The organism is Pseudomonas sp. BF-R-01 (assembly GCF_019946615.1).
Taxonomy (GTDB): domain Bacteria; phylum Pseudomonadota; class Gammaproteobacteria; order Pseudomonadales; family Pseudomonadaceae; genus Aquipseudomonas; species Aquipseudomonas migulae.
Genome location: NZ_JAGYFX010000017.1, coordinates 1 through 19,512, shown reverse-complemented (window position 1 = coordinate 19,512; position 19,512 = coordinate 1). Strand labels below are relative to the sequence as shown.

The following is a 19,512-nucleotide window of genomic DNA, read 5'->3' as shown; positions in this document are numbered from 1 at the left end:
GAAATGACTTCTGTTCAGTCCTCGACCCGGTTGCCTTGCGGCAACCGGGTTCTTGATTTGGCCCAGACGCATGTCATGGGCATTCTCAATGTCACCCCTGATTCCTTTTCCGATGGCGGCCAATACAGCCAGCTCGATGCGGCCTTGCGCCACGCCGAGGCCATGGTGCTGGCCGGCGCGACGCTGATTGATGTCGGTGGCGAATCGACCCGGCCCGGTGCCAGGGCGGTTTCGCCGCTCGAAGAACTGGAGCGCGTGGCGCCGATCGTCGAGCGCATCAACCGCGAGCTGGATGTGATTATCTCGGTCGATACCTCCACGCCAGCTGTCATGCGTGAGGCGGCGCGGCTGGGTGCGGGTTTGATCAATGACGTCCGCTCGTTGCGACGAGAGGGTGCTCTGGATGCGGCGGCCGCCACTGGTCTGCCGGTCTGTCTGATGCATATGCTCGGTGAGCCGGGCGACATGCAGGACAATCCGCATTATCAGGATGTCACCCGAGAGGTTGGCGAGTTTCTTGTCGAGCGCATGGCGCAGTGTGCGTCAGTCGGAATTCCGGCTGAGCGGATCATCCTGGATCCGGGTTTCGGCTTCGCCAAAACCTTGCAGCACAACCTGAGCTTGTTCAAACATATGGAAGTCCTGCATGCCTTGGGGCGGCCCCTGTTGGTCGGGGTTTCGCGAAAGAGCATGATAGGTCAGGCCTTGAATCGCCCGGTCGGTGAGCGACTGCATGGCGGTTTGGCACTCGCGGCGCTGGCTTCATTCAAGGGGGCGCGTATATTGCGCGTCCATGATGTGGCCGAAACCGTCGATGTGGTGCGGATGATCGCCGCAGTGGAATCAGCCGAATAAGAATGATGGAGCACTTATGACTAAGAAATATTTTGGCACCGACGGTATTCGTGGTCGGGTCGGCGTGTACCCGATTACCCCTGAATTCATGCTCAAGCTCGGCTGGGCTGCGGGCATGGCGTTCCGCAAAATGGGCGCCTGCAAAGTGTTGGTAGGCAAGGACACCCGGATCTCGGGATACATGTTCGAATCGGCGCTCGAGGCCGGGCTGACTTCGGCGGGTGCCGACGTGATGCTCCTGGGCCCGATGCCGACGCCGGCCATCGCCTACCTGACGCGTACGTTCCATGCCGAAGCAGGCATCGTGATCAGTGCCTCGCACAATCCTCACGATGACAACGGCATCAAGTTTTTCTCCGGCAAGGGCACCAAGCTGCCGGATGAAGTCGAGCATATGATCGAAGAGTTGCTCGACACCCCGATGACCGTGGTTGAGTCGAGCAAGATCGGCAAAGTGTCGCGAATCAACGATGCTTCGGGCCGTTATATTGAATTCTGCAAGAGCAGCGTGCCGACCGGCACCAGCTTTACGGGCCTGAAGATCGTGATCGATTGCGCTCACGGTGCGACCTACAAAGTGGCACCGAGTGTGTTCCGCGAGTTGGGCGCCGAGGTTGTTGTGCTTTCAGCGCAGCCAAACGGCCTGAACATCAATGACAACTGCGGTTCGACCCATATGGGTCAGTTGCAGGCTGCCGTCCTTGCCGAACATGCTGATCTCGGTATTGCGTTCGATGGTGATGGCGACCGGGTCCTGATGGTCGATCACACGGGTGCTGTTGTCGATGGTGACGAGCTGCTGTTCATCATCGCCCGCGACTTGCATGAGCGTGATCTGCTGAAAGGCGGTGTGGTCGGAACATTGATGAGTAACCTGGGGCTGGAGCTGGCCCTGGCAGATCTGTCGATTCCGTTTGTGCGTGCCAACGTCGGCGACCGTTATGTGATCGCGGATCTGCTGGAGCGCAACTGGCTGGTCGGTGGTGAGAACTCGGGTCATATCGTCTGCTTCAATCACACCACCACCGGTGATGCGATCATTGCCGCGTTGCAGGTGCTGATGGCATTGCAGACTCGCTCCGAAGGACTGGCTCAAGCCCGTCAGTCGCTGCGCAAGTGTCCTCAGGTGCTGATCAACGTGCGTTTCGGTGGTGGTGCGAGCCCGCTGGATCATCCGTCGGTCAAAGAGGCCAGCGAGCGCGTTACCAAGGCCATGGCCGGGCGTGGGCGCGTGCTGTTGCGCAAGTCCGGCACCGAGCCGTTGGTGCGTGTCATGGTCGAAGGCGAGGACGAAACACAGGTTCGCGGCTACGCCGAAGAGCTGGCAAAACTGGTTACTGAAGTTTCTGCCTGAATTCGGCTTGCCAGCCATGATTGTGTTGGGTAACATCTGCGCCCACTTTGACCGACGAGGTACAGCATGCGTCGCCCTATGGTAGCTGGTAACTGGAAGATGCACGGTACCCGCGCCAGCGTCGCTGAGCTGATCAACGGCCTGAGTCATTTGGCCTTGCCGAGCGGTGTTGATGTCGCGGTATTCCCGCCTTTCCTGCATATCAATCAAGTGATTGAAGGTTTGAAAGGCAAGTCGATTTCGGTCGGCGCGCAGAACTCTGCAGTGGAATCCATGCAAGGTGCTTTGACCGGCGAAGTTGCACCGAGTCAGTTGGTGGATGCAGGTTGTACCTTTGTACTTGTCGGGCATTCCGAGCGCCGCCAAATGGGCGAGCAGGACGGAATGCTGATTCGCAAGTTCGCAGCGGCACAGGCATGTGGCTTGATTCCAGTGTTGTGTATAGGGGAGACCCTGGAGCAACGCGAAGCTGGAAAAACTCTTGAGGTTGTCGGGCGTCAGCTTGGCAGTATCATTGAGGAGCTGGGTGTTGGTGCTTTTGCAAATGCAGTCATTGCTTACGAGCCGGTCTGGGCCATTGGCACCGGGCTGACTGCTTCGCCGCAACAGGCGCAGGATGTGCACGCAGCCATTCGCGCTCAGTTGGCGGCAGAGAATTCTGAGGTCGCACAAGGTGTGCGGCTTCTATACGGCGGCAGCGTGAAGGCGGCCAATGCGGTCGAACTGTTCGGCATGCCGGATATCGATGGGGGGCTCATTGGTGGAGCTTCCCTGAATGCAGATGAGTTCGGTGCGATTATTCGCGCCGCGGGAAACTGAAAAAATGCTGGAAACAGTCGTAGTCGTTTTTCATCTGCTGGGTGCATTGGGCGTAGTTGCTCTGGTATTGCTGCAGCAGGGTAAGGGTGCGGATGCTGGCGCGTCTTTCGGAGCAGGTGCTTCAAATACTGTGTTCGGAAGCCAAGGTTCCTCTACCTTTCTTAGTAAGTTTACTGCTATACTTGCCGCCGGTTTCTTCATAACCAGCTTAGGGTTAGGTTACTTTGCTAAAGAGAAGGCTCACCAGCTGACTCAAGTAGGTTTGCCAAATCCAGCAGTGTTGGAAGTTCCAAAGCAACAACCGGCTTCTGATGATGTACCGGTGCTTCAAGAGCAAAAGTCGGCTACTCCAGCGACTGACGTACCTCCAGCTCAAGAGCAGAAGTAAGAAGGGTTTCAAACGTAGTATTGCCGAGGTGGTGGAATTGGTAGACACGCAACCTTGAGGTGGTTGTGCCCATAGGGTGTAGGGGTTCGAGTCCCCTTCTCGGTACCAATTATCAGGAGAGCCCGCTGTTGCGGGCTTTCTTGTAGGTGGAAGGTTACATTGACCCTGTCAGGGATCGGTCGTATACTTCCGCCCCAGCTTTGTCGCGGGGTGGAGCAGTCTGGTAGCTCGTCGGGCTCATAACCCGAAGGTCGTCGGTTCAAATCCGGCCCCCGCAACCAGTTTAAGGAGCCCCTTTTAAGGGGCTTTTTGTTAGCTGGACACTTTCTACGCCGCTGTTCGACGGCGTTTCAAGGATGGGCGTTTCGCCCATTTTTTTATTTTGCATAGCATGCACATACATGCACGAGGGGGTTCAGGTGTCGAGCAAGCTAGAAGAGTTGCAGGCCTTGTTGGCCCCGGTGGTCGTGGCCCTAGGCTATGAATGCTGGGGTATTGAGTTTTCGGCTCAAGGTCGCCACTCAATGTTGCGCGTTTATATTGATAAAGAAGGCGGCGTGCTGGTGGACGATTGCGCCATCGTCAGCCGTCAGATCAGCGGTGTCCTGGATGTTGAAGATCCAATCGCCGTTGAGTACACCCTTGAAGTTTCCTCGCCTGGCATGGAACGCCCGCTGTTCACTATTGAGCAGTTTGCAAAATTTGCCGGTGAACAAGTGAAGATCAGGCTGCGCTCGCCTTTTGAAGGGCGACGCAACTTTCAGGGCCTTCTGCGCGGTGTAGAAGAGCAGGATGTCGTGGTGCAGGTAGAAGACCACGAGTTCCTGTTGCCGATCGATATGATCGACAAGGCCAACATTATTCCCAGTTTTGACTGAGACGCGGATCCCGCGGATCCAATGGCTTGCGAAAGGCGAGGCGTACGATGAGCAAAGAAGTACTGCTGGTTGTTGAGTCGGTATCCAATGAAAAGGGCGTACCGGCAAACGTAATTTTTGAAGCGCTGGAGCTGGCTCTGGCCACTGCTACCAAAAAGCGTTTCGAGGACGAAGTCGATCTGCGTGTGGAAATCAATCGCCACACCGGTGCTTACGAGACCTTCCGTCGCTGGACGGTTGTCGAAGAAGCAGACCTGGACGATCCGGCCATCGAAACCTGGCCGAGCAAGGTTGCCGAAACGCATCCTGGTGCCCAGGTTGGTGATGTAGTCGAAGAAAAAATCGAATCCATCGAGTTCGGCCGCATTGCTGCACAGACTGCCAAGCAAGTCATCGTGCAGAAAGTTCGCGAAGCCGAGCGCGCTCAAGTCGTTGACGCCTATCGCGAGCGCCTGGGGGAAATCATCTCCGGCACCGTGAAGAAAGTGACCCGCGACAATGTGATCGTCGACCTGGGCAACAACGCTGAAGCGTTGCTGGCTCGTGAAGACATCATCTCTCGCGAAACCTTCCGGGTTGGCGTGCGTCTGCGTGCGCTGCTCAAGGAAATCCGCACCGAGAACCGCGGCCCGCAGCTGATCCTGTCGCGTACCGCGCCGGAAATGCTGATCGAGTTGTTCCGCATCGAAGTGCCGGAAATCGCTGAAGGCCTGATCGAAGTAATGGCTGCCTCCCGTGACCCGGGTTCGCGCGCCAAGATCGCGGTCCGCTCCAAGGACAAACGCATCGACCCGCAGGGCGCTTGCATCGGTATGCGCGGTTCGCGCGTCCAGGCAGTGTCGGGTGAGTTGGGCGGTGAGCGTGTTGATATCGTCCTGTGGGACGACAACCCGGCTCAGTTCGTAATCAACGCCATGTCCCCGGCTGAGGTTGCGGCAATTATCGTTGACGAAGATGCTCATGCAATGGACATCGCCGTTGGCGCAGACAATCTGGCTCAGGCCATCGGTCGCGGTGGTCAGAACGTGCGTCTGGCTAGCCAGTTGACTGGCTGGACCCTGAACGTGATGACCGAATCGGACATCCAGGCTAAGCAGCAAGCAGAAACCGGCGACATCCTGCGCAACTTCATCGACGAGCTGGAAGTCGACGAAGACCTGGCACAGGTGCTGGTAGATGAAGGCTTCACCAGCCTGGAAGAGATTGCCTACGTACCGTTGGAAGAAATGCTCAACATCGACGGCTTTGACGAAGAAACCGTCAACGAGCTTCGCGCTCGTGCCAAGGATCGTTTGTTGACCAAAGCCATCGCTACTGAGGAAAAGCTGGCAGACGCCCATCCGGCCGAAGACCTGCTCTCGCTTGAGGGTATGGACAAGGATTTGGCGATGGAACTGGCGGTGCGCGGCGTAATTACCCGCGAAGACCTGGCCGAGCAGTCTATTGACGACCTGCTCGACATCGACGGCATTGACGATGATCGTGCCGGCAAGTTGATCATGGCCGCCCGAGCCCACTGGTTCGAGTAATTAGGCGCGGCCTGAGGAGAGAAGTGCATGACGCAAGTCACGGTGAAACAACTGGCCGATGAGGTCAAAACACCGGTAGAGCGCCTGTTGCAGCAGATGCGTGAGGCAGGTCTGCCGCACACCGCCGCCGAAGAACATGTGACTGACAGTGAGAAGCAATCTTTGCTGACTCACTTGAAAAGCAGCCACAAGGCGAAAGTGGAAGAACCACGCAAGATCACACTGCAGCGTAAAACCACCAGCACCCTGCGTGTTGCTGGCAGCAAAAGCATCAGTGTTGAAGTCCGTAAAAAGAAAGTTTTCGTACAGCGCAGCCCGGAAGAAATCGAAGCCGAGCGCAAACGCGAACTGGATGAACGTCGCGCAGTAGAAAATGCTGCTCGTCAGAAGGCTGAAGAAGAAGCCAAGCGTCGCGCCGAAGAAGAAGCGCGTCGCCAGCCTGCTGCTGCGCAAACCGCTACCAACGACGCTGTTGCAGCGCCGGTTGCCGTTGCCGAGCCTGTGCGTGAAAGCGCTCCGGTGGTTGCAGCTGCTCCAGCTCCGTCTGCTGACGTTCGCAACAAGCAGAACGAACAGCGCCGTCCGGACAAACCACGTGCCGACGATAACAATCGTCGTGGCAGTGGCGATGGCGAGCGCAAAAACGCTCCGCATCGTGCTTCGGTTAAAGAGAAAGCGCCTGCTCCACGTGTTGCGCCACGTACTACCGACGAAGAAAGCGATGGCTTCCGTCGTGGTGGTCGCGGCAAGGCCAAGCTGAAGAAACGCAACGCTCACGGTTTCCAGAGCCCAACCGGCCCTGTAGTGCGCGAAGTGAAGATCGGCGAGACCATCACTGTTGGCGATCTTGCCCAGCAGATGTCGGTCAAGGCAGCTGAAATCATCAAGTTCATGTTCAAACTGGGTACCCCAGCGACCATCAACCAGGTACTGGATCAGGAAACTGCCCAACTGGTTGCCGAAGAGCTGGGCCACAAAGTGACCCTGGTCAGCGACACCGCCCTGGAAGATTCCCTGGCCGAGTCCCTGAAGTTTGAAGGTGAAGCGTTCTCCCGTGCTCCGGTCGTGACCGTAATGGGCCACGTTGACCACGGTAAGACCTCGCTGCTCGACTACATCCGTCGTGCCAAGGTTGCTGCTGGCGAAGCCGGCGGTATCACCCAGCACATCGGCGCGTACCACGTTGAAACCGAACGCGGCATGGTCACCTTCCTCGACACCCCTGGTCACGCCGCGTTTACCGCCATGCGTGCTCGTGGTGCCAAGGCGACCGACATCGTGATCCTGGTGGTTGCAGCGGACGACGGCGTGATGCCGCAAACCGTTGAAGCCGTTCAGCACGCCAAGGCTGCCGGTGTTCCGCTGGTTGTAGCTGTGAACAAAATCGACAAGCCGGGCGCCGATCTCGATCGCATCCGTAGCGAACTGTCGGTTCACGGCGTGACTTCGGAAGAGTGGGGCGGCGACACCCCGTTCGTATCGGTTTCGGCGAAAGTCGGTACTGGCGTGGACGAGTTGCTCGAAGCTGTTCTGCTGCAAGCTGAAGTTCTCGAACTGAAAGCAACTCCGTCGGCTCCGGGTCGTGGCGTTGTGGTTGAATCGCGTCTCGACAAAGGTCGTGGCCCGGTTGCTACCGTTCTGGTTCAAGACGGTACCCTGCGCCAAGGCGACATGGTCCTGGTCGGTTCGAACTATGGCCGTGTACGTGCCATGCTCGACGAGAACGGCAAGCCAATCAAAGAAGCCGGTCCTTCCATCCCTGTCGAGATCCTCGGCCTGGACGGTACGCCGGATGCTGGCGACGAGATGAGCGTGGTTGCCGACGAGAAGAAAGCCCGTGAAGTGGCTCTGTTCCGTCAAGGCAAGTTCCGCGAAGTCAAGCTGGCCCGTGCTCACGCCGGCAAGCTTGAAAACATCTTCGAGAACATGGGTCAGGAAGAGAAGAAGACGCTCAACATCGTCCTCAAATCCGACGTCCGTGGTTCGCTGGAAGCGTTGAACGGTGCCTTGAATGGCCTGGGTAACGACGAAGTGCAAGTGCGTGTTGTCGGTGGCGGTGTCGGTGGTATCACCGAGTCCGACGCCAACCTGGCACTGGCCTCCAACGCTGTACTGTTCGGCTTCAACGTGCGTGCCGATGCCGGCGCTCGCAAGATCGTCGAGCAGGAAGGTCTGGATATGCGTTACTACAACGTGATCTACGACATCATCGAAGACGTCAAGAAAGCCCTGACCGGTATGCTCGGCAGTGATGTTCGCGAGAACATCCTGGGTGTGGCCGAAGTGCGTGACGTGTTCCGTTCGCCGAAGTTTGGCGCGATCGCCGGTTGCATGGTTATCGAAGGTGTTGTTCACCGTAACCGTCCAATCCGTGTACTGCGTGAAGACATCGTTATCTTCGAAGGCGAGCTGGAATCCCTGCGCCGCTTCAAGGATGACGCTTCCGAAGTACGTGCCGGCATGGAATGCGGTATCGGCGTGAAGAGCTACAACGACGTCAAAGTCGGTGACAAGATCGAAGTCTTCGAGAAGGTTCAGGTTGCTCGCAGCCTCTAACTCGCGCACTTCAAGGGCCACGATGGGCCGCTGCATGCAAATGCGCGGCACAGCGTCAGGACTCTAAACGCAACGCCCGGTCTGGCTTTTGTCAGGCCGGGCGTTTGCCGCTTTCAGACCCCACGGGTTTCACCGTGAGGCAGTAACAGGTAACAAGACATGGCAAAAGAATATAGCCGTACCCAGCGTATCGGCGATCAGATGCAGCGTGAGCTGGCACAGCTGATCCGTCGTGAAGTCAAAGACCCGCGCGTAGGCCTGGTCACCATTACCGCTGTTGAAGTCAGTCGTGACGTCGGTCACGCCAAGATTTTCATCACCGTGATGGGCCAGGACAGCGCCGAAGATATCGCGCAAAGCATCAAGGTGCTCAACTCCGCCGCCGGTTTCCTGCGTATGCAGTTGGCCCGCGAAATGAAGTTGCGCAGCGTTCCGCAGTTGCACTTCCACTACGACGAAAGCGTCGTGCGTGGTGCGCACCTGTCGGCCCTGATCGAGCGTGCGGTGGCTGAAGACAATCAGCACCCGGTTGCGGCAGAAGTCGAAGACACCAAGGAGTAATCGGTGGCTCAGGTCAAACGTATCCGTCGTAACGTCAGCGGCATTATCCTGCTCGACAAACCGCTGGGGTTCACCTCCAACGCGGCGTTGCAGAAGGTTCGCTGGTTGCTGAACGCCGAGAAGGCCGGGCACACCGGCAGTCTTGATCCGCTGGCCACCGGCGTGTTGCCGTTGTGCTTCGGTGAGGCGACCAAGTTCTCGCAATACCTGCTCGATTCCGACAAGGGTTATGAAACCCTGGCACAACTGGGCAAAACCACCACCACGGCGGATGCCGAAGGTGAAGTTTTGCAGGAGCGCCCGGTGACCGTTGGTCGATCCGATGTCGAAGCGGTACTGCCGAAATTTCGTGGGCAAATCAGTCAGATACCGCCGATGTACTCAGCGCTCAAGCGTGATGGCCAGCCGCTGTACAAGCTGGCACGTGCAGGCGAAGTAGTGGAGCGCGAACCGCGTTCTGTTACTATTGCGCGCTTGGAATTGCTGGCCTTTGAAGGTGATACTGCGCGGCTTGCGGTGGATTGCAGCAAAGGCACCTATATCCGCACCCTGGTGGAGGATATCGGTGAGCAACTCGGTTGTGGCGCTTACGTTGCTGAATTGCGACGTACCCAGGCCGGGCCTTTCACGCTGGCGCAGACTGTCACGCTTGAAGAGCTGGAAGCGGTACATGCCGAAGGCGGCAACGAAGCGGTCGACCGCTTCCTGATGCCATCGGACAGCGGGCTGCTGGATTGGCCGCTGCTGCAGTTCTCGGAAGCGAGCGCGTTCTACTGGCTCAACGGCCAGCCGGTTCGCGCCCCGGATGCTCCGAAGTTCGGCATGGTACGGGTACAGGATCACAATGGTCGCTTCATCGGTATCGGTGAAGTGAGCGAAGACGGGCGCATCGCGCCGCGTCGACTGATTCGGTCAGAATGACCGGACGAGGGTGGCTGTTAACAGGCACGGTCACTACTCATTTTTAGATACAGGGATTTGTCCCTGGCCTGTTGAAACTGTTTCTTTGAAACAGTTTCCTGATAAAAGGATTGCCTCATGGCTCTCGACGTTCAAGAAAAAGCTCAAATCGTAGCTGACTACCAGCAAGCTGTTGGTGACACTGGTTCGCCAGAAGTGCAAGTTGCACTGCTGACCCACAACATCAACAAGCTGCAAGGTCACTTCAAGGCCAACGGTAAAGATCACCACTCCCGTCGTGGTCTGATCCGCATGGTAAACCAGCGTCGTAAGCTGCTGGACTACCTGAAAGGCAAGGATCTGGGTCGTTATCAGACTCTGATCGGTCGCCTGGGTCTGCGTCGCTAATAAGCGATTGCGCTAGAGGTTGGTTGTCTGCCGTGCATCAGTGGGTTTCCCGCTGGTGCATGGCAGGCTCCCAGCCTCAAGTTTTATCTAGATACACCGTTTTACCCTGGACAGGCGTTGGGCCGATTCCCGACATTGCCCAAGAATTTCGCAAGAAGACAAGTTCCCCAAGAGCCACAAAAGAAGGTAGGACACCGTGAACCCGGTAATCAAAAAATTCCAGTTCGGTCAGTCGACCGTTACCCTCGAGACTGGCCGTATCGCCCGTCAGGCCTCCGGCGCAGTATTGGTCACCGTTGACGACGACGTCAGCGTATTGGTGACCGTAGTCGGTGCCAAGCAAGCCGATCCAGGCAAGGGCTTCTTCCCTCTGTCCGTTCACTACCAGGAAAAGACTTACGCTGCCGGTAAGATCCCTGGCGGTTTCTTCAAGCGCGAAGGCCGTCCTTCCGAGAAAGAAACCCTGACTTCCCGACTGATCGACCGTCCGATCCGTCCGCTGTTCCCGGAAGGCTTCATGAACGAAGTGCAGGTAGTCTGCACCGTCGTTTCCACCAGCAAGAAGACCGATCCGGACATCGCTGCGATGATCGGTACCTCGGCTGCGCTGGCCATCTCCGGCATTCCTTTCGATGGCCCGATCGGCGCTGCCCGCGTTGCGTTCCACGAAAGCACCGGTTACCTGCTGAACCCGACTTACGAACAACTGAAAGCATCGAGCCTGGACATGGTCGTTGCCGGTACTTCGGAAGCCGTTCTGATGGTTGAATCGGAAGCCAAAGAGCTGACCGAAGACCAGATGCTGGGCGCGGTACTGTTTGCTCACGACGAGTTCCAGGTGGTGATCAACGCCGTCAAGGAACTGGCCGCCGAAGCTGCCAAGCCGACCTGGACCTGGGCTCCACAACCAGAAGCCACTGCTCTGCTGGGCGCTATCCGTGCCGAGTTCGGCGACGCGATCTCCCAGGCTTACACCATCACCATCAAGGCCGACCGTTACGCTCGCCTGGGTGAGCTGAAGGATCAGGTTGTTGCCAAGCTGTCCGGTGAAGAAGGCCAGCCTTCTTCCAGTGAAGTCAAAGCTGCTTTCGGCGAAATCGAATACCGCACCGTTCGCGAAAATATCGTTAACGGCAAGCCACGTATCGACGGTCGCGACACCAAGACCGTACGTCCTTTGAACATCGAAGTCGGTGTTCTGCCAAAGACCCACGGTTCGGCTCTGTTCACCCGTGGCGAAACCCAGGCTCTGGTCGTTGCAACACTGGGCACCGCCCGTGACGCACAACTGCTGGACACCCTGGAAGGCGAGAAAAAAGACCCGTTCATGCTGCACTACAACTTCCCTCCGTTCTCGGTAGGTGAGTGTGGTCGCATGGGTGGCGCTGGTCGTCGCGAAATCGGTCACGGCCGTCTGGCCCGCCGTTCGGTTCAGGCCATGCTGCCTGCTGCCGACGTGTTCCCGTACACCATCCGTGTTGTATCGGAAATCACCGAATCCAACGGTTCGAGCTCCATGGCTTCGGTCTGCGGCGCTTCCTTGGCCCTGATGGACGCTGGCGTTCCGATGAAGGCACCGGTTGCCGGTATCGCGATGGGTCTGGTTAAAGAAGGCGAGAAATTCGCTGTCCTGACCGACATCCTGGGTGACGAAGACCACCTCGGCGACATGGACTTCAAAGTAGCTGGTACCGCCAAAGGTGTTACCGCGCTGCAGATGGACATCAAGATCAAAGGCATCACCGAAGAAATCATGGAGATCGCTCTGGGCCAAGCCCTGGAAGCGCGCCTGAACATCCTCGGTCAGATGAACCAGATCATTGGCCAGTCGCGTACCGAGCTGTCGGAAAACGCTCCGACCATGATCGCGATGAAAATCGACACCGACAAAATCCGTGATGTCATCGGTAAAGGCGGCGCGACCATTCGTGCGATCTGTGAAGAGACCAAGGCTTCGATCGACATCGAAGACGACGGCTCGATCAAGATCTTCGGCGAAACCAAGGAAGCGGCTGAAGCAGCACGTCAGCGCGTTCTGGGCATCACCGCAGAAGCTGAAATCGGCAAGATCTACGTCGGTAAAGTTGAGCGCATCGTCGACTTCGGCGCATTCGTCAACATCCTGCCGGGCAAGGACGGTCTGGTTCACATCTCGATGCTGAGCGATGCTCGCGTTGAGAAAGTGACCGACATCCTGAAAGAAGGCCAGGAAGTGGAAGTGCTGGTACTGGACGTGGACAACCGCGGCCGTATCAAGCTCTCCATCAAAGACGTAGCAGCAGCCAAGGCTTCGGGCGTTTAATCACTCCCCACGCCTGACCGCTTCAACGTTATAAAAAATGCCCCGCAGTGAAAACTGCGGGGCATTTTTTTGTCTGCGAAAACTGGAAACGATTTGTGGATTTGCCCGCTTCCAATCTCGATGCTAGGTTTAGCTCACCGCCCGTGTAGCTCAGCCGGTAGAGCAGCGCACTCGTAACGCGAAGGTCGCAGGTTCGATTCCTGTCTCGGGCACCATCCCCTGTTATTTCACCTTGCTTCTCAGATCATCCACGGCGCGTTTCAGCTGATCCAGTTGGCTGTCCTGATTGCTGACGTCCCGCTTGAGGCTGGACAGGTCGCTGGAGCTCGCGCTGGAACTCGACCCGGCGCTACGTTTCAAGTCTTCCACCTGACTGGCGAGCCTTTTCAAGTCGTTGTCCTGTGCGCTGACGGTGCGCTTGAGGTCGCTCACTTCGCTGGAGCTGGAGCTTGAACTGGAGTTCGAGCCGCTGCTGCGCTTGAGATCGTCCATTTGGCTGGCGAGCTTTTTCAGGCCGTTGTCCTGTTCACTGACCGTGCGCTTGAGGTCGCTCACTTCGCTGGAACTGGCGCTTGAACCGGAATTCGAGCTGCTGCTGCGCTTGAGATCGTCCACCGCTTTGGCGAGGTTTTTCAGGCTGTTGTCCTGTTCACTGACCGTGCGCTTGAGGTCGCTCACTTCGCTGGTACTGGCGCTTGAACCGGAGTTCGAGCTGCTGTTGCGCTTGAGTTCGTCCACTGCTTTGGCGAGGTTTCTCAGGCCGGTTTCCTGTTCAGTGAGCGTGCGCTTGAGGTTGGCCACTTCGCTGGAACTGGAGCTGGAACTCGAACCACTGTTGCGTTTGAACTCTTCCAATTGCTTGGTGAGTTCTTTCAGGTCCTTGTCCTGTTCGGTGGCAGTGCGTTTGAGGTTGGTTATCTCACTGGCACTCGAACTGGAGCTTGTTCCGTTGTTGCGCTTGAGTTCCTCGATGAGACGAGCCTGCGCTTCGAGGAGATTCTTGAGTTCCTTGATGTCATCCGTGTTGGTTTTAGCGGTGCGTTGCAGTGTTTCCACACCCTCGACACTGAGATTGCTCCTGACCATGACGTCTTTACCATACAGTCTGTGAAAGACGAGGAAGCTGTCGGTGGAGGAAGGGTTGTCTGAGGCGAACTCCAGACCGGCTTGGGCCGTATTGGCCATTGCCATGTTGCCAAGAAAAAGGGCGGCCATGCCTGTTGCCAACAGGGTAGACGGAAGCTTCTTGAAAATACGCATCACCTGAGTTCCTTGTGAAGTGCCTAGATGGCACATCGCTATGACTTTGCTTTTTGAAGGTTGTTCCTGCGTGGCGAGGGAATATTTTCAGAAAAACCGCTCAGCATTTTTTTTGTAGATTTGATGTAAAAGTCCATATAAATCGTCTTCCAAACGTCCTATATTCGGATATTGCACGAGCATCACCCTGCAGTTTTCAAATGATCCACGAATGGTTCTGAAGGCCAGACAAACCGGGCTTCACACGGTTTTTTGCGTCAGAGAGATCCTTGATGATCCAGATCCATCTTCCATTCCCCCGATCAGCGAGAACGACATGACCGTTAAAGAATTGACCCAGGAAGCCAGGCACGAAGAAGCGCTGAAGAAATACGTGCTGGACGCGCCCCAACTGCTGGAAGAGATCAAGGACTTGCCCGCCGACGATCAGAAAGACCAGATTCAATGGGCGTTCGAGGATGAAGCAGAAGCCCAGGGCCTGCAGCCATGGGAGCTGACGCTCAAGTACACCTCGAGCCCGGAAGAGTTTGAAGCGGCGCGACTGGTGCTGCACAAAGAGGCGGCCGAGGTATTGGGCGTCGAGTGGGAAGAGTACTGCGAGATGAATAATCTGGTGGTCTGACCCTTGTAGGAGCCGGCTTGCTGGCGATGGCGGCGTAACGGGTAAACCGCGTCGCCTGGATCGCCAGCAAGCCGGCTCCTACAGTTTCATGTCGTTCAGGAAATTTCAGAGGCTGAGTCGCATCGACAGATCGACAGCCTTCACGTCCTTGGTCATCGCACCAATCGAAATGTAATCCACCCCGGTTTCTGCGATCGGCAGCAGCGTGCTTTCGTTGATGCCGCCGCTGGCTTCCAGTTTTGCCTTGCCGCCATTCAGGCGCACGGCCTCGCGCATGTCATCAAGGCTCAACTCGTCGAGCATGATGATGTCGGCACCCGCCGCAAGCGCTTCTTTCAACTCATCTAGGCTTTCCACTTCGATCTCCACCGGTTTGCCCGGGGCGATCTTGTGCGCGGCGTTGATCGCTTCAGGGATGCCGCCGCTGGCAGCAATGTGGTTTTCCTTGATCAGGAAGGCGTCGTACAGGCCGATGCGGTGGTTGTGGCAGCCGCCGCAGGTCACGGCGTACTTTTGCGCCAGGCGCAGCCCCGGCAAGGTTTTGCGGGTGTCGAGCAGCTTCACCTGCGTCTCGGCGACGAAATCCGCCAGGTATTGCGCACGAGTGGCCACACCGGAAAGCAATTGCAGGAAATTCAGCGCACTGCGCTCGCCTGTGAGCAGCGAGCGGGCAGGGCCTTCGAGGTGGAACAGCACTTGATTGGGCTTCACCCGTTCGCCATCGGCCACCTGCCAATGCACGGCAACCCGCGGGTCCAGTTGCCGGAAAACCGCGTCAACCCAGGCGGTGCCGGCGATGACCGCGGCGTCGCGCGTGATGATGGTGGCTTTGGCCAGGCGTTCGGCCGGGATCAGCTGCGCGGTGATGTCGCCGCTGCCGATGTCTTCGCGCAACGCACGGCGTACGTTGGCTTCGATTTCGGCGGTCAGATCGGCGAGACGTAGATTCGGCATAACGGACTCCACAAACAAAGTGGCTCGATTATAGGGCCATGGCGCGGGGCAACCCAAGGCGCGCGAGACCTTCCGGTCGTTCTGAAACCTGCATTTGGTCGAATCTCTTGAGCCTGCGAGGTTCAGCAGCGGTCCTTTGCTGGCGTCTATTTCAAAGAGAAACACAGAGTCTGCTGGCATACGGGACATCTTTTGCAAGATAATGCGCCTTGCATTTGACGTCATGACTTTGACGTGTCTTTGGTTCACCGATTATTGAATGACAGCGGGCGGGCATTGTCTTCTGTTGCGCGCGGCTGTGAGGCTGGCGCACTCGATCTTTCCAACCGAACCGAAGCATCACCGTTTCAGGAGGCCAGGATGCACAACGACGGGAATGTAGTGCCTTTGCACAAGGCAACTACCGATCAGGCGAGTCACTCGCCGCTCGCCCGCCTGCCTGTGATTCTGCTTCAGGTTCGCGACAAGGCCGCTCAACAGCTGCGGCATGCTCTGCAGGAGCTGTTCGATAACGCCGACGACACGCTGTTCGAAATGGCTGACCGGGCCCGCAATGACGTCGAGCAGAACATCTTTTTTGAAGCCATGCGCGACTTGCGCCTCAAGCGCAAAAATATCGAGCGGGCGTTTCTCGAACAGTTCTTCGAAGCGTTTGTCGGTCTCGCAGGCAGTATTCAGACGGTCTTGCCGCAGACATTGACCCTCGATATTCAGGCGCAACAGTCCGGTGATGAGCTGGAACGTCGCGTGGCGGTGGAGGCCATGGTCAATAAAGTGCTGAGCCGCGACGGTTTTGCGCTTGATCAATTGACCGCCCGGCTCAGCACGTTGCTGGGCAAGCAGCTGGTAACTACGCGCAATCCCCTGGGCCCGGCGATGCTCTGTGAGTATTTCATGCAGGCCGGGCGTAACCTGGGGGTCGAGATCAAGGTCAAGTTGATCATCCTCAAGCTTTTCGAGCGTTATGTACTCAGTGATGCCGATCAGCTCTACACCGAAGCCAATCAGATATTGATCGCCACCGGCATATTGCCCGACCTGAAGCCGGCCCCGAATCGGCGTGCCATTGATCGTGCGCAGGCCAGTGTTCGTGCCGAGCCCGACGAGGCTGGCAACCGTTGGGACAGCACGCCAATCGACGACAGCGTGCAGGAAGTGTTCGCGGCATTGCAGGAATTGCTGCTCCACGTGCGTGGCAGTGTCGCGCCAACACTGGAAACCAGTGCTCAGACGCAACCGATATCCACCCGCGACCTGCTGCGGCTGCTCTCGCACTTGCAGCAGTACGTGCCGGCTCCGGCGGTCCAGGACGAATTCGACCTGCGAAACCAGCTTGAGCAACTGCTGACCCGGGTCAGCGTCAAAAGTGGCAAGTCGCGTGTGGTCGGCGTCGCTGACGAAGATGTGATCAACCTGATTGCCATGCTCTTCGAATGCATCCTCGATGACCGCAATCTGCCGGATTCTCTCAAGGCGCTGATCGGGCGCTTGCAGATCCCGATGCTGAAAGTGGCTGTGATCGACAAGAGTTTCTTCAGCCGCAGCAGTCACCCGGCCCGCCGTCTGCTCAACGAAATCGCCGCCGCGGCCCTGGGCTGGGGCGAGTGTGATGACCACGAGCGCGACAGCCTGTACCTGCGCATCGAGCAAGTGGTGCAGCGTTTGTTGAACGACTTTGTCGACGATCCGGCGATCTTCTCCGAATTGCTGGCGGATTTTCTGGCGTTCACCAGCGACGAGCGTCGTCGCAGCGATTTGTTGGAGCAGCGTACCCGCGACGCCGAAGAGGGCCGCGCCAAAACCGAACTGGCCCGGCAACGCGTCGAGCTGGCGTTGAATCAGGCGTTGTTGGGCAAAGTGCTGCCGCAACGGGTGGTGGCGTTTGTTCAGGACGCCTGGAGCCAGGTGCTGCTGCTGACCTGCCTCAAGCACGGCGATCAGTCCGCCGAGTGGCATGCGGATGTGCAAACCATGGAGCAATTGATCTGGAGCGTGCAGCGCCATGACGACGCTGACGCAAGCCTGCGCCTGTTGGCGCTGGTGCCGGGGTTGCTCAAGTCCTTGCGCGACGGGTTGAGCAGTTCGGCGTTCGATCCGTTCGCCACCGGAGAGTTTTTCAGCGAGCTGGAAGGCTTGCACGTTCAACTGTTCGAGCGAGCGGACCAGGCACCGGCTGCCACCCGTCCTGCCGATGCGCCGCTGATGGTTGAAGTGCGCGAAGAAATCGTGCTGCTCACCGCCGACGAAGGGCCAGTCGAAACGGCCTCGGTGCGCTTGCCCGCGGATGATCCGGGCCTGCTTCAAGTCGATCAGTTGCACGCGGGTTGCTGGGTCGAGTTTCAGGAAGACGAGGAAAACACCCTGCGCTGCAAGCTCGCCGCGATCATCGAAGCCACGGGCAAGTACATTTTCGTCAACCGCACCGGCATGAAAGTGCTGGAGCGCAGCCGTACCGGGCTGGCACTGGATTTCCGTCGTGGCGCGGTGCGCACCCTCGACGACACCTTGCTGTTCGATCGGGCCCTGGAGTCGGTGGTCGGCAACCTGCGGCGGCTCAATCGCGGCAAGTGATCGCGCGCCGAGGGTCTATCGCGGCATACTGGGCACCAACACAGTCGTCGTTGAAGGAACCTGTATGCAGTTGGACCCCGCGAGCGGTTGGTGTCAGGGCGTGAACGTTTGCCCTTCACCCAACTTCAATGCGCGCCCCACGGGCGAAATTTCCCTGCTGGTGATCCACAACATCAGTCTGCCGCCGGCGCAGTTTGCCACCGGCAAGGTGCAGGAATTTTTCCAGAACCGGCTGGATGTCACAGAGCATCCCTACTTTGAAGGGATCGCTGACCTACGGGTGTCTGCGCATTTTCTGATTGAGCGTGACGGCACCGTCACTCAGTTTGTCTCTTGTCTTGAACGCGCCTGGCATGCCGGTGTGTCGTGTTTCGACGGCCGGGAAACCTGTAACGATTTTTCCGTGGGCATCGAGCTTGAAGGCACGGATGATCTGCCGTTCACCGATGCTCAATATGACGCGTTGACGGCCCTGACCTTGCAACTGCAAAGCGCTTTTACGGGCATCACCGCGCAGCGCATCTGCGGGCATAGCGACATCGCGCCGGGGCGCAAGACGGATCCCGGACCTGCGTTCGACTGGGCGCGTTATCGCGCGGCCCTGGCTAAAGAGGAACCACAATGAGTTTTCTGGTGTTGCTGTTGGCGGTCTGGATCGAGAAGTTCTCGGCCCTGCGCCATCGGGTTCAACGTGATGGCGGTTGGGTGGCCGAGTTGCACAAGCTTGAAGCCAACCCGCGTATGGTCAATCGCCCGTGGTTGATTTTGCTGATTCTGGTGCTGCTGCCGGTGGCACTGCTGGGGTTGCTGCTGGTGGTGCTGGAGCCGGTCGCTTATGGTCTGTTGGCGCTGCCGGTGCATTTGCTGGTGGTGATTTATAGCCTGGGGCGCGGTGATCTGCTGGCCGATCTCGGACCGTTTCGCGATGCCTGGCGCCGGGAAGACCTGCAAGCTGCCGCTCATGTAGCGAAACGTGACCTGGACATTTGTGCCGAAAACGGCGAGCAACTACTGGAACGGGTTGAGGGGCATCTGCTCTGGGAGGCGTACCAGAGTTTTTTTGCGGTGATTTTCTGGTATTTCCTGCTGGGCCCGGTGGCAGCGCTGAGCTATCGACTGCTGGCCCTCGCCGAAGAACACGGGCAGAACCCGGCCGTCGTCGAGCGCGCCGCACAACTGCGTCACGCCTTCGATTGGGTGCCGGTGCGTCTGTTGGCGGCGAGTTTTGCGCTGGTCGGCAACTTTGTTGCCGTCAGTCGGGTGATGTTGAGCGAACTGTTGAACTGGAACATCAGTGCCGCCCAACTGATCGAGAAGGTCGGGCTGGTGGCCGGTGAAATTCCTGCGCCGGTGGTCGGGCCCGATGGCATCAACAGCCTCGACCGGATCTGGGAGCTGCTGCTGCGTGCGGCAGTGCTCTGGTACGCCGGTTTCGCGCTGTGGACAGTCTTCCCCTAAACACAATCCTCTCTGTAGGAGCGAAGCTTGCTCGCGAAAGCGGTGTGTCATTCACATTGAATACGCCTGACCCACCGCTTTCGCGAGCAAGCTTCGC

General features: G+C 57.9%; 17 protein-coding genes and 3 tRNA genes. 18 read left to right on the top strand and 2 right to left on the bottom strand.

Going from position 1 to position 19,512, the window contains the following annotated elements; genetic code table 11:
- The first annotated feature begins 3 nt into the window (after window positions 1-3).
- The 14 genes from folP (at window position 4) to KGB27_RS09270 (ending at window position 12,765) form a co-directional block, all read left to right on the top strand.
- The gene (gene folP, locus KGB27_RS09335) at window positions 4-855 is read left to right on the top strand and encodes a dihydropteroate synthase (RefSeq protein WP_192227692.1); all 852 of its coding nucleotides are present in this window, start codon (window positions 4-6) and stop codon (window positions 853-855) included.
- A 16-nt stretch (window positions 856-871) separates the two neighbouring features.
- Entirely contained in the window at window positions 872-2,209 is a 1,338-nt protein-coding gene (gene glmM / locus KGB27_RS09330) for a phosphoglucosamine mutase (RefSeq protein WP_192417425.1), read from the top strand.
- A gap of 66 nt (window positions 2,210-2,275) precedes the next feature.
- Complete coding sequence (gene tpiA, locus KGB27_RS09325) at window positions 2,276-3,028, top strand: triose-phosphate isomerase (protein ID WP_008024463.1); 753 nt, start codon at window positions 2,276-2,278, stop codon at window positions 3,026-3,028.
- A 4-nt stretch (window positions 3,029-3,032) separates the two neighbouring features.
- The gene (secG, locus tag KGB27_RS09320) at window positions 3,033-3,416 is read left to right on the top strand and encodes a preprotein translocase subunit SecG (RefSeq protein ID WP_017336473.1); all 384 of its coding nucleotides are present in this window, start codon (window positions 3,033-3,035) and stop codon (window positions 3,414-3,416) included.
- Between the two features lie 22 nt (window positions 3,417-3,438).
- Window positions 3,439-3,524, top strand: a tRNA-Leu gene (locus KGB27_RS09315).
- A gap of 96 nt (window positions 3,525-3,620) precedes the next feature.
- Window positions 3,621-3,697 (top strand) — tRNA-Met (locus KGB27_RS09310).
- A gap of 138 nt (window positions 3,698-3,835) precedes the next feature.
- Window positions 3,836-4,294 (top strand): ribosome maturation factor RimP, encoded by a 459-nt coding sequence (gene rimP / locus KGB27_RS09305; protein ID WP_032828556.1) that lies wholly within the window; start codon window positions 3,836-3,838, stop codon window positions 4,292-4,294.
- A 47-nt stretch (window positions 4,295-4,341) separates the two neighbouring features.
- The gene (nusA, locus tag KGB27_RS09300; RefSeq protein ID WP_008024459.1) at window positions 4,342-5,823 is read left to right on the top strand and encodes a transcription termination factor NusA; all 1,482 of its coding nucleotides are present in this window, start codon (window positions 4,342-4,344) and stop codon (window positions 5,821-5,823) included.
- 27 nt (window positions 5,824-5,850) lie between these two features.
- Window positions 5,851-8,379: a translation initiation factor IF-2 gene (gene infB / locus KGB27_RS09295; RefSeq protein ID WP_008024457.1), complete on the top strand. Its 2,529-nt coding sequence runs from the start codon at window positions 5,851-5,853 to the stop codon at window positions 8,377-8,379.
- Between the two features lie 159 nt (window positions 8,380-8,538).
- On the top strand, window positions 8,539-8,940 hold the full coding sequence (gene rbfA / locus KGB27_RS09290; RefSeq protein WP_008024456.1) for a 30S ribosome-binding factor RbfA: 402 nt from the start codon (window positions 8,539-8,541) through the stop codon (window positions 8,938-8,940).
- 3 nt (window positions 8,941-8,943) lie between these two features.
- The gene (gene truB, locus KGB27_RS09285; protein WP_008024455.1) at window positions 8,944-9,861 is read left to right on the top strand and encodes a tRNA pseudouridine(55) synthase TruB; all 918 of its coding nucleotides are present in this window, start codon (window positions 8,944-8,946) and stop codon (window positions 9,859-9,861) included.
- A gap of 117 nt (window positions 9,862-9,978) precedes the next feature.
- Window positions 9,979-10,248, top strand: coding sequence for a 30S ribosomal protein S15 (rpsO, locus tag KGB27_RS09280; RefSeq protein ID WP_003177875.1), 270 nt, complete (start codon window positions 9,979-9,981; stop codon window positions 10,246-10,248).
- A 196-nt stretch (window positions 10,249-10,444) separates the two neighbouring features.
- Window positions 10,445-12,550, top strand: coding sequence for a polyribonucleotide nucleotidyltransferase (pnp, locus tag KGB27_RS09275; RefSeq protein ID WP_008024453.1), 2,106 nt, complete (start codon window positions 10,445-10,447; stop codon window positions 12,548-12,550).
- Between the two features lie 139 nt (window positions 12,551-12,689).
- Window positions 12,690-12,765: transfer RNA gene (locus KGB27_RS09270), tRNA-Thr, on the top strand.
- Between the two features lie 7 nt (window positions 12,766-12,772).
- Here the strand turns inward: KGB27_RS09270 and KGB27_RS09265 are convergent.
- A complete protein-coding gene (locus KGB27_RS09265; RefSeq protein ID WP_223554117.1) occupies window positions 12,773-13,810 on the bottom strand; it encodes a hypothetical protein in 1,038 nt (345 codons plus the stop codon).
- Window positions 13,811-14,126: 316 nt separating this feature from the next.
- On the opposite strand from KGB27_RS09265, the gene KGB27_RS09260 reads away from it, so the two are divergent.
- Window positions 14,127-14,432 carry a DUF6388 family protein gene (locus KGB27_RS09260; RefSeq protein ID WP_008024451.1) on the top strand — a complete coding sequence of 102 codons (306 nt, stop codon included), beginning with the start codon at window positions 14,127-14,129 and terminating at the stop codon, window positions 14,430-14,432.
- A gap of 105 nt (window positions 14,433-14,537) precedes the next feature.
- On the opposite strand, the gene nadC is transcribed toward KGB27_RS09260, so the two are convergent.
- Window positions 14,538-15,386, bottom strand: a complete 849-nt coding sequence (gene nadC, locus KGB27_RS09255; RefSeq protein WP_192230114.1) for a carboxylating nicotinate-nucleotide diphosphorylase — start codon at window positions 15,384-15,386, stop codon at window positions 14,538-14,540.
- Between the two features lie 360 nt (window positions 15,387-15,746).
- Between nadC and KGB27_RS09250 the strand changes: the two genes are divergently transcribed.
- The 3 genes from KGB27_RS09250 (at window position 15,747) to ampE (ending at window position 19,415) form a co-directional block, all read left to right on the top strand.
- Complete coding sequence (locus KGB27_RS09250) at window positions 15,747-17,957, top strand: DUF1631 domain-containing protein (RefSeq protein ID WP_223554115.1); 2,211 nt, start codon at window positions 15,747-15,749, stop codon at window positions 17,955-17,957.
- A 64-nt stretch (window positions 17,958-18,021) separates the two neighbouring features.
- Window positions 18,022-18,582 (top strand): 1,6-anhydro-N-acetylmuramyl-L-alanine amidase AmpD, encoded by a 561-nt coding sequence (ampD, locus tag KGB27_RS09245; RefSeq protein ID WP_008024447.1) that lies wholly within the window; start codon window positions 18,022-18,024, stop codon window positions 18,580-18,582.
- Window positions 18,579-19,415, top strand: coding sequence for a regulatory signaling modulator protein AmpE (ampE, locus tag KGB27_RS09240; RefSeq protein WP_008036227.1), 837 nt, complete (start codon window positions 18,579-18,581; stop codon window positions 19,413-19,415). The genes ampD and ampE overlap by 4 nt, the downstream gene beginning before the upstream one ends.
- The last annotated feature ends 97 nt before the right edge of the window (window positions 19,416-19,512 follow it).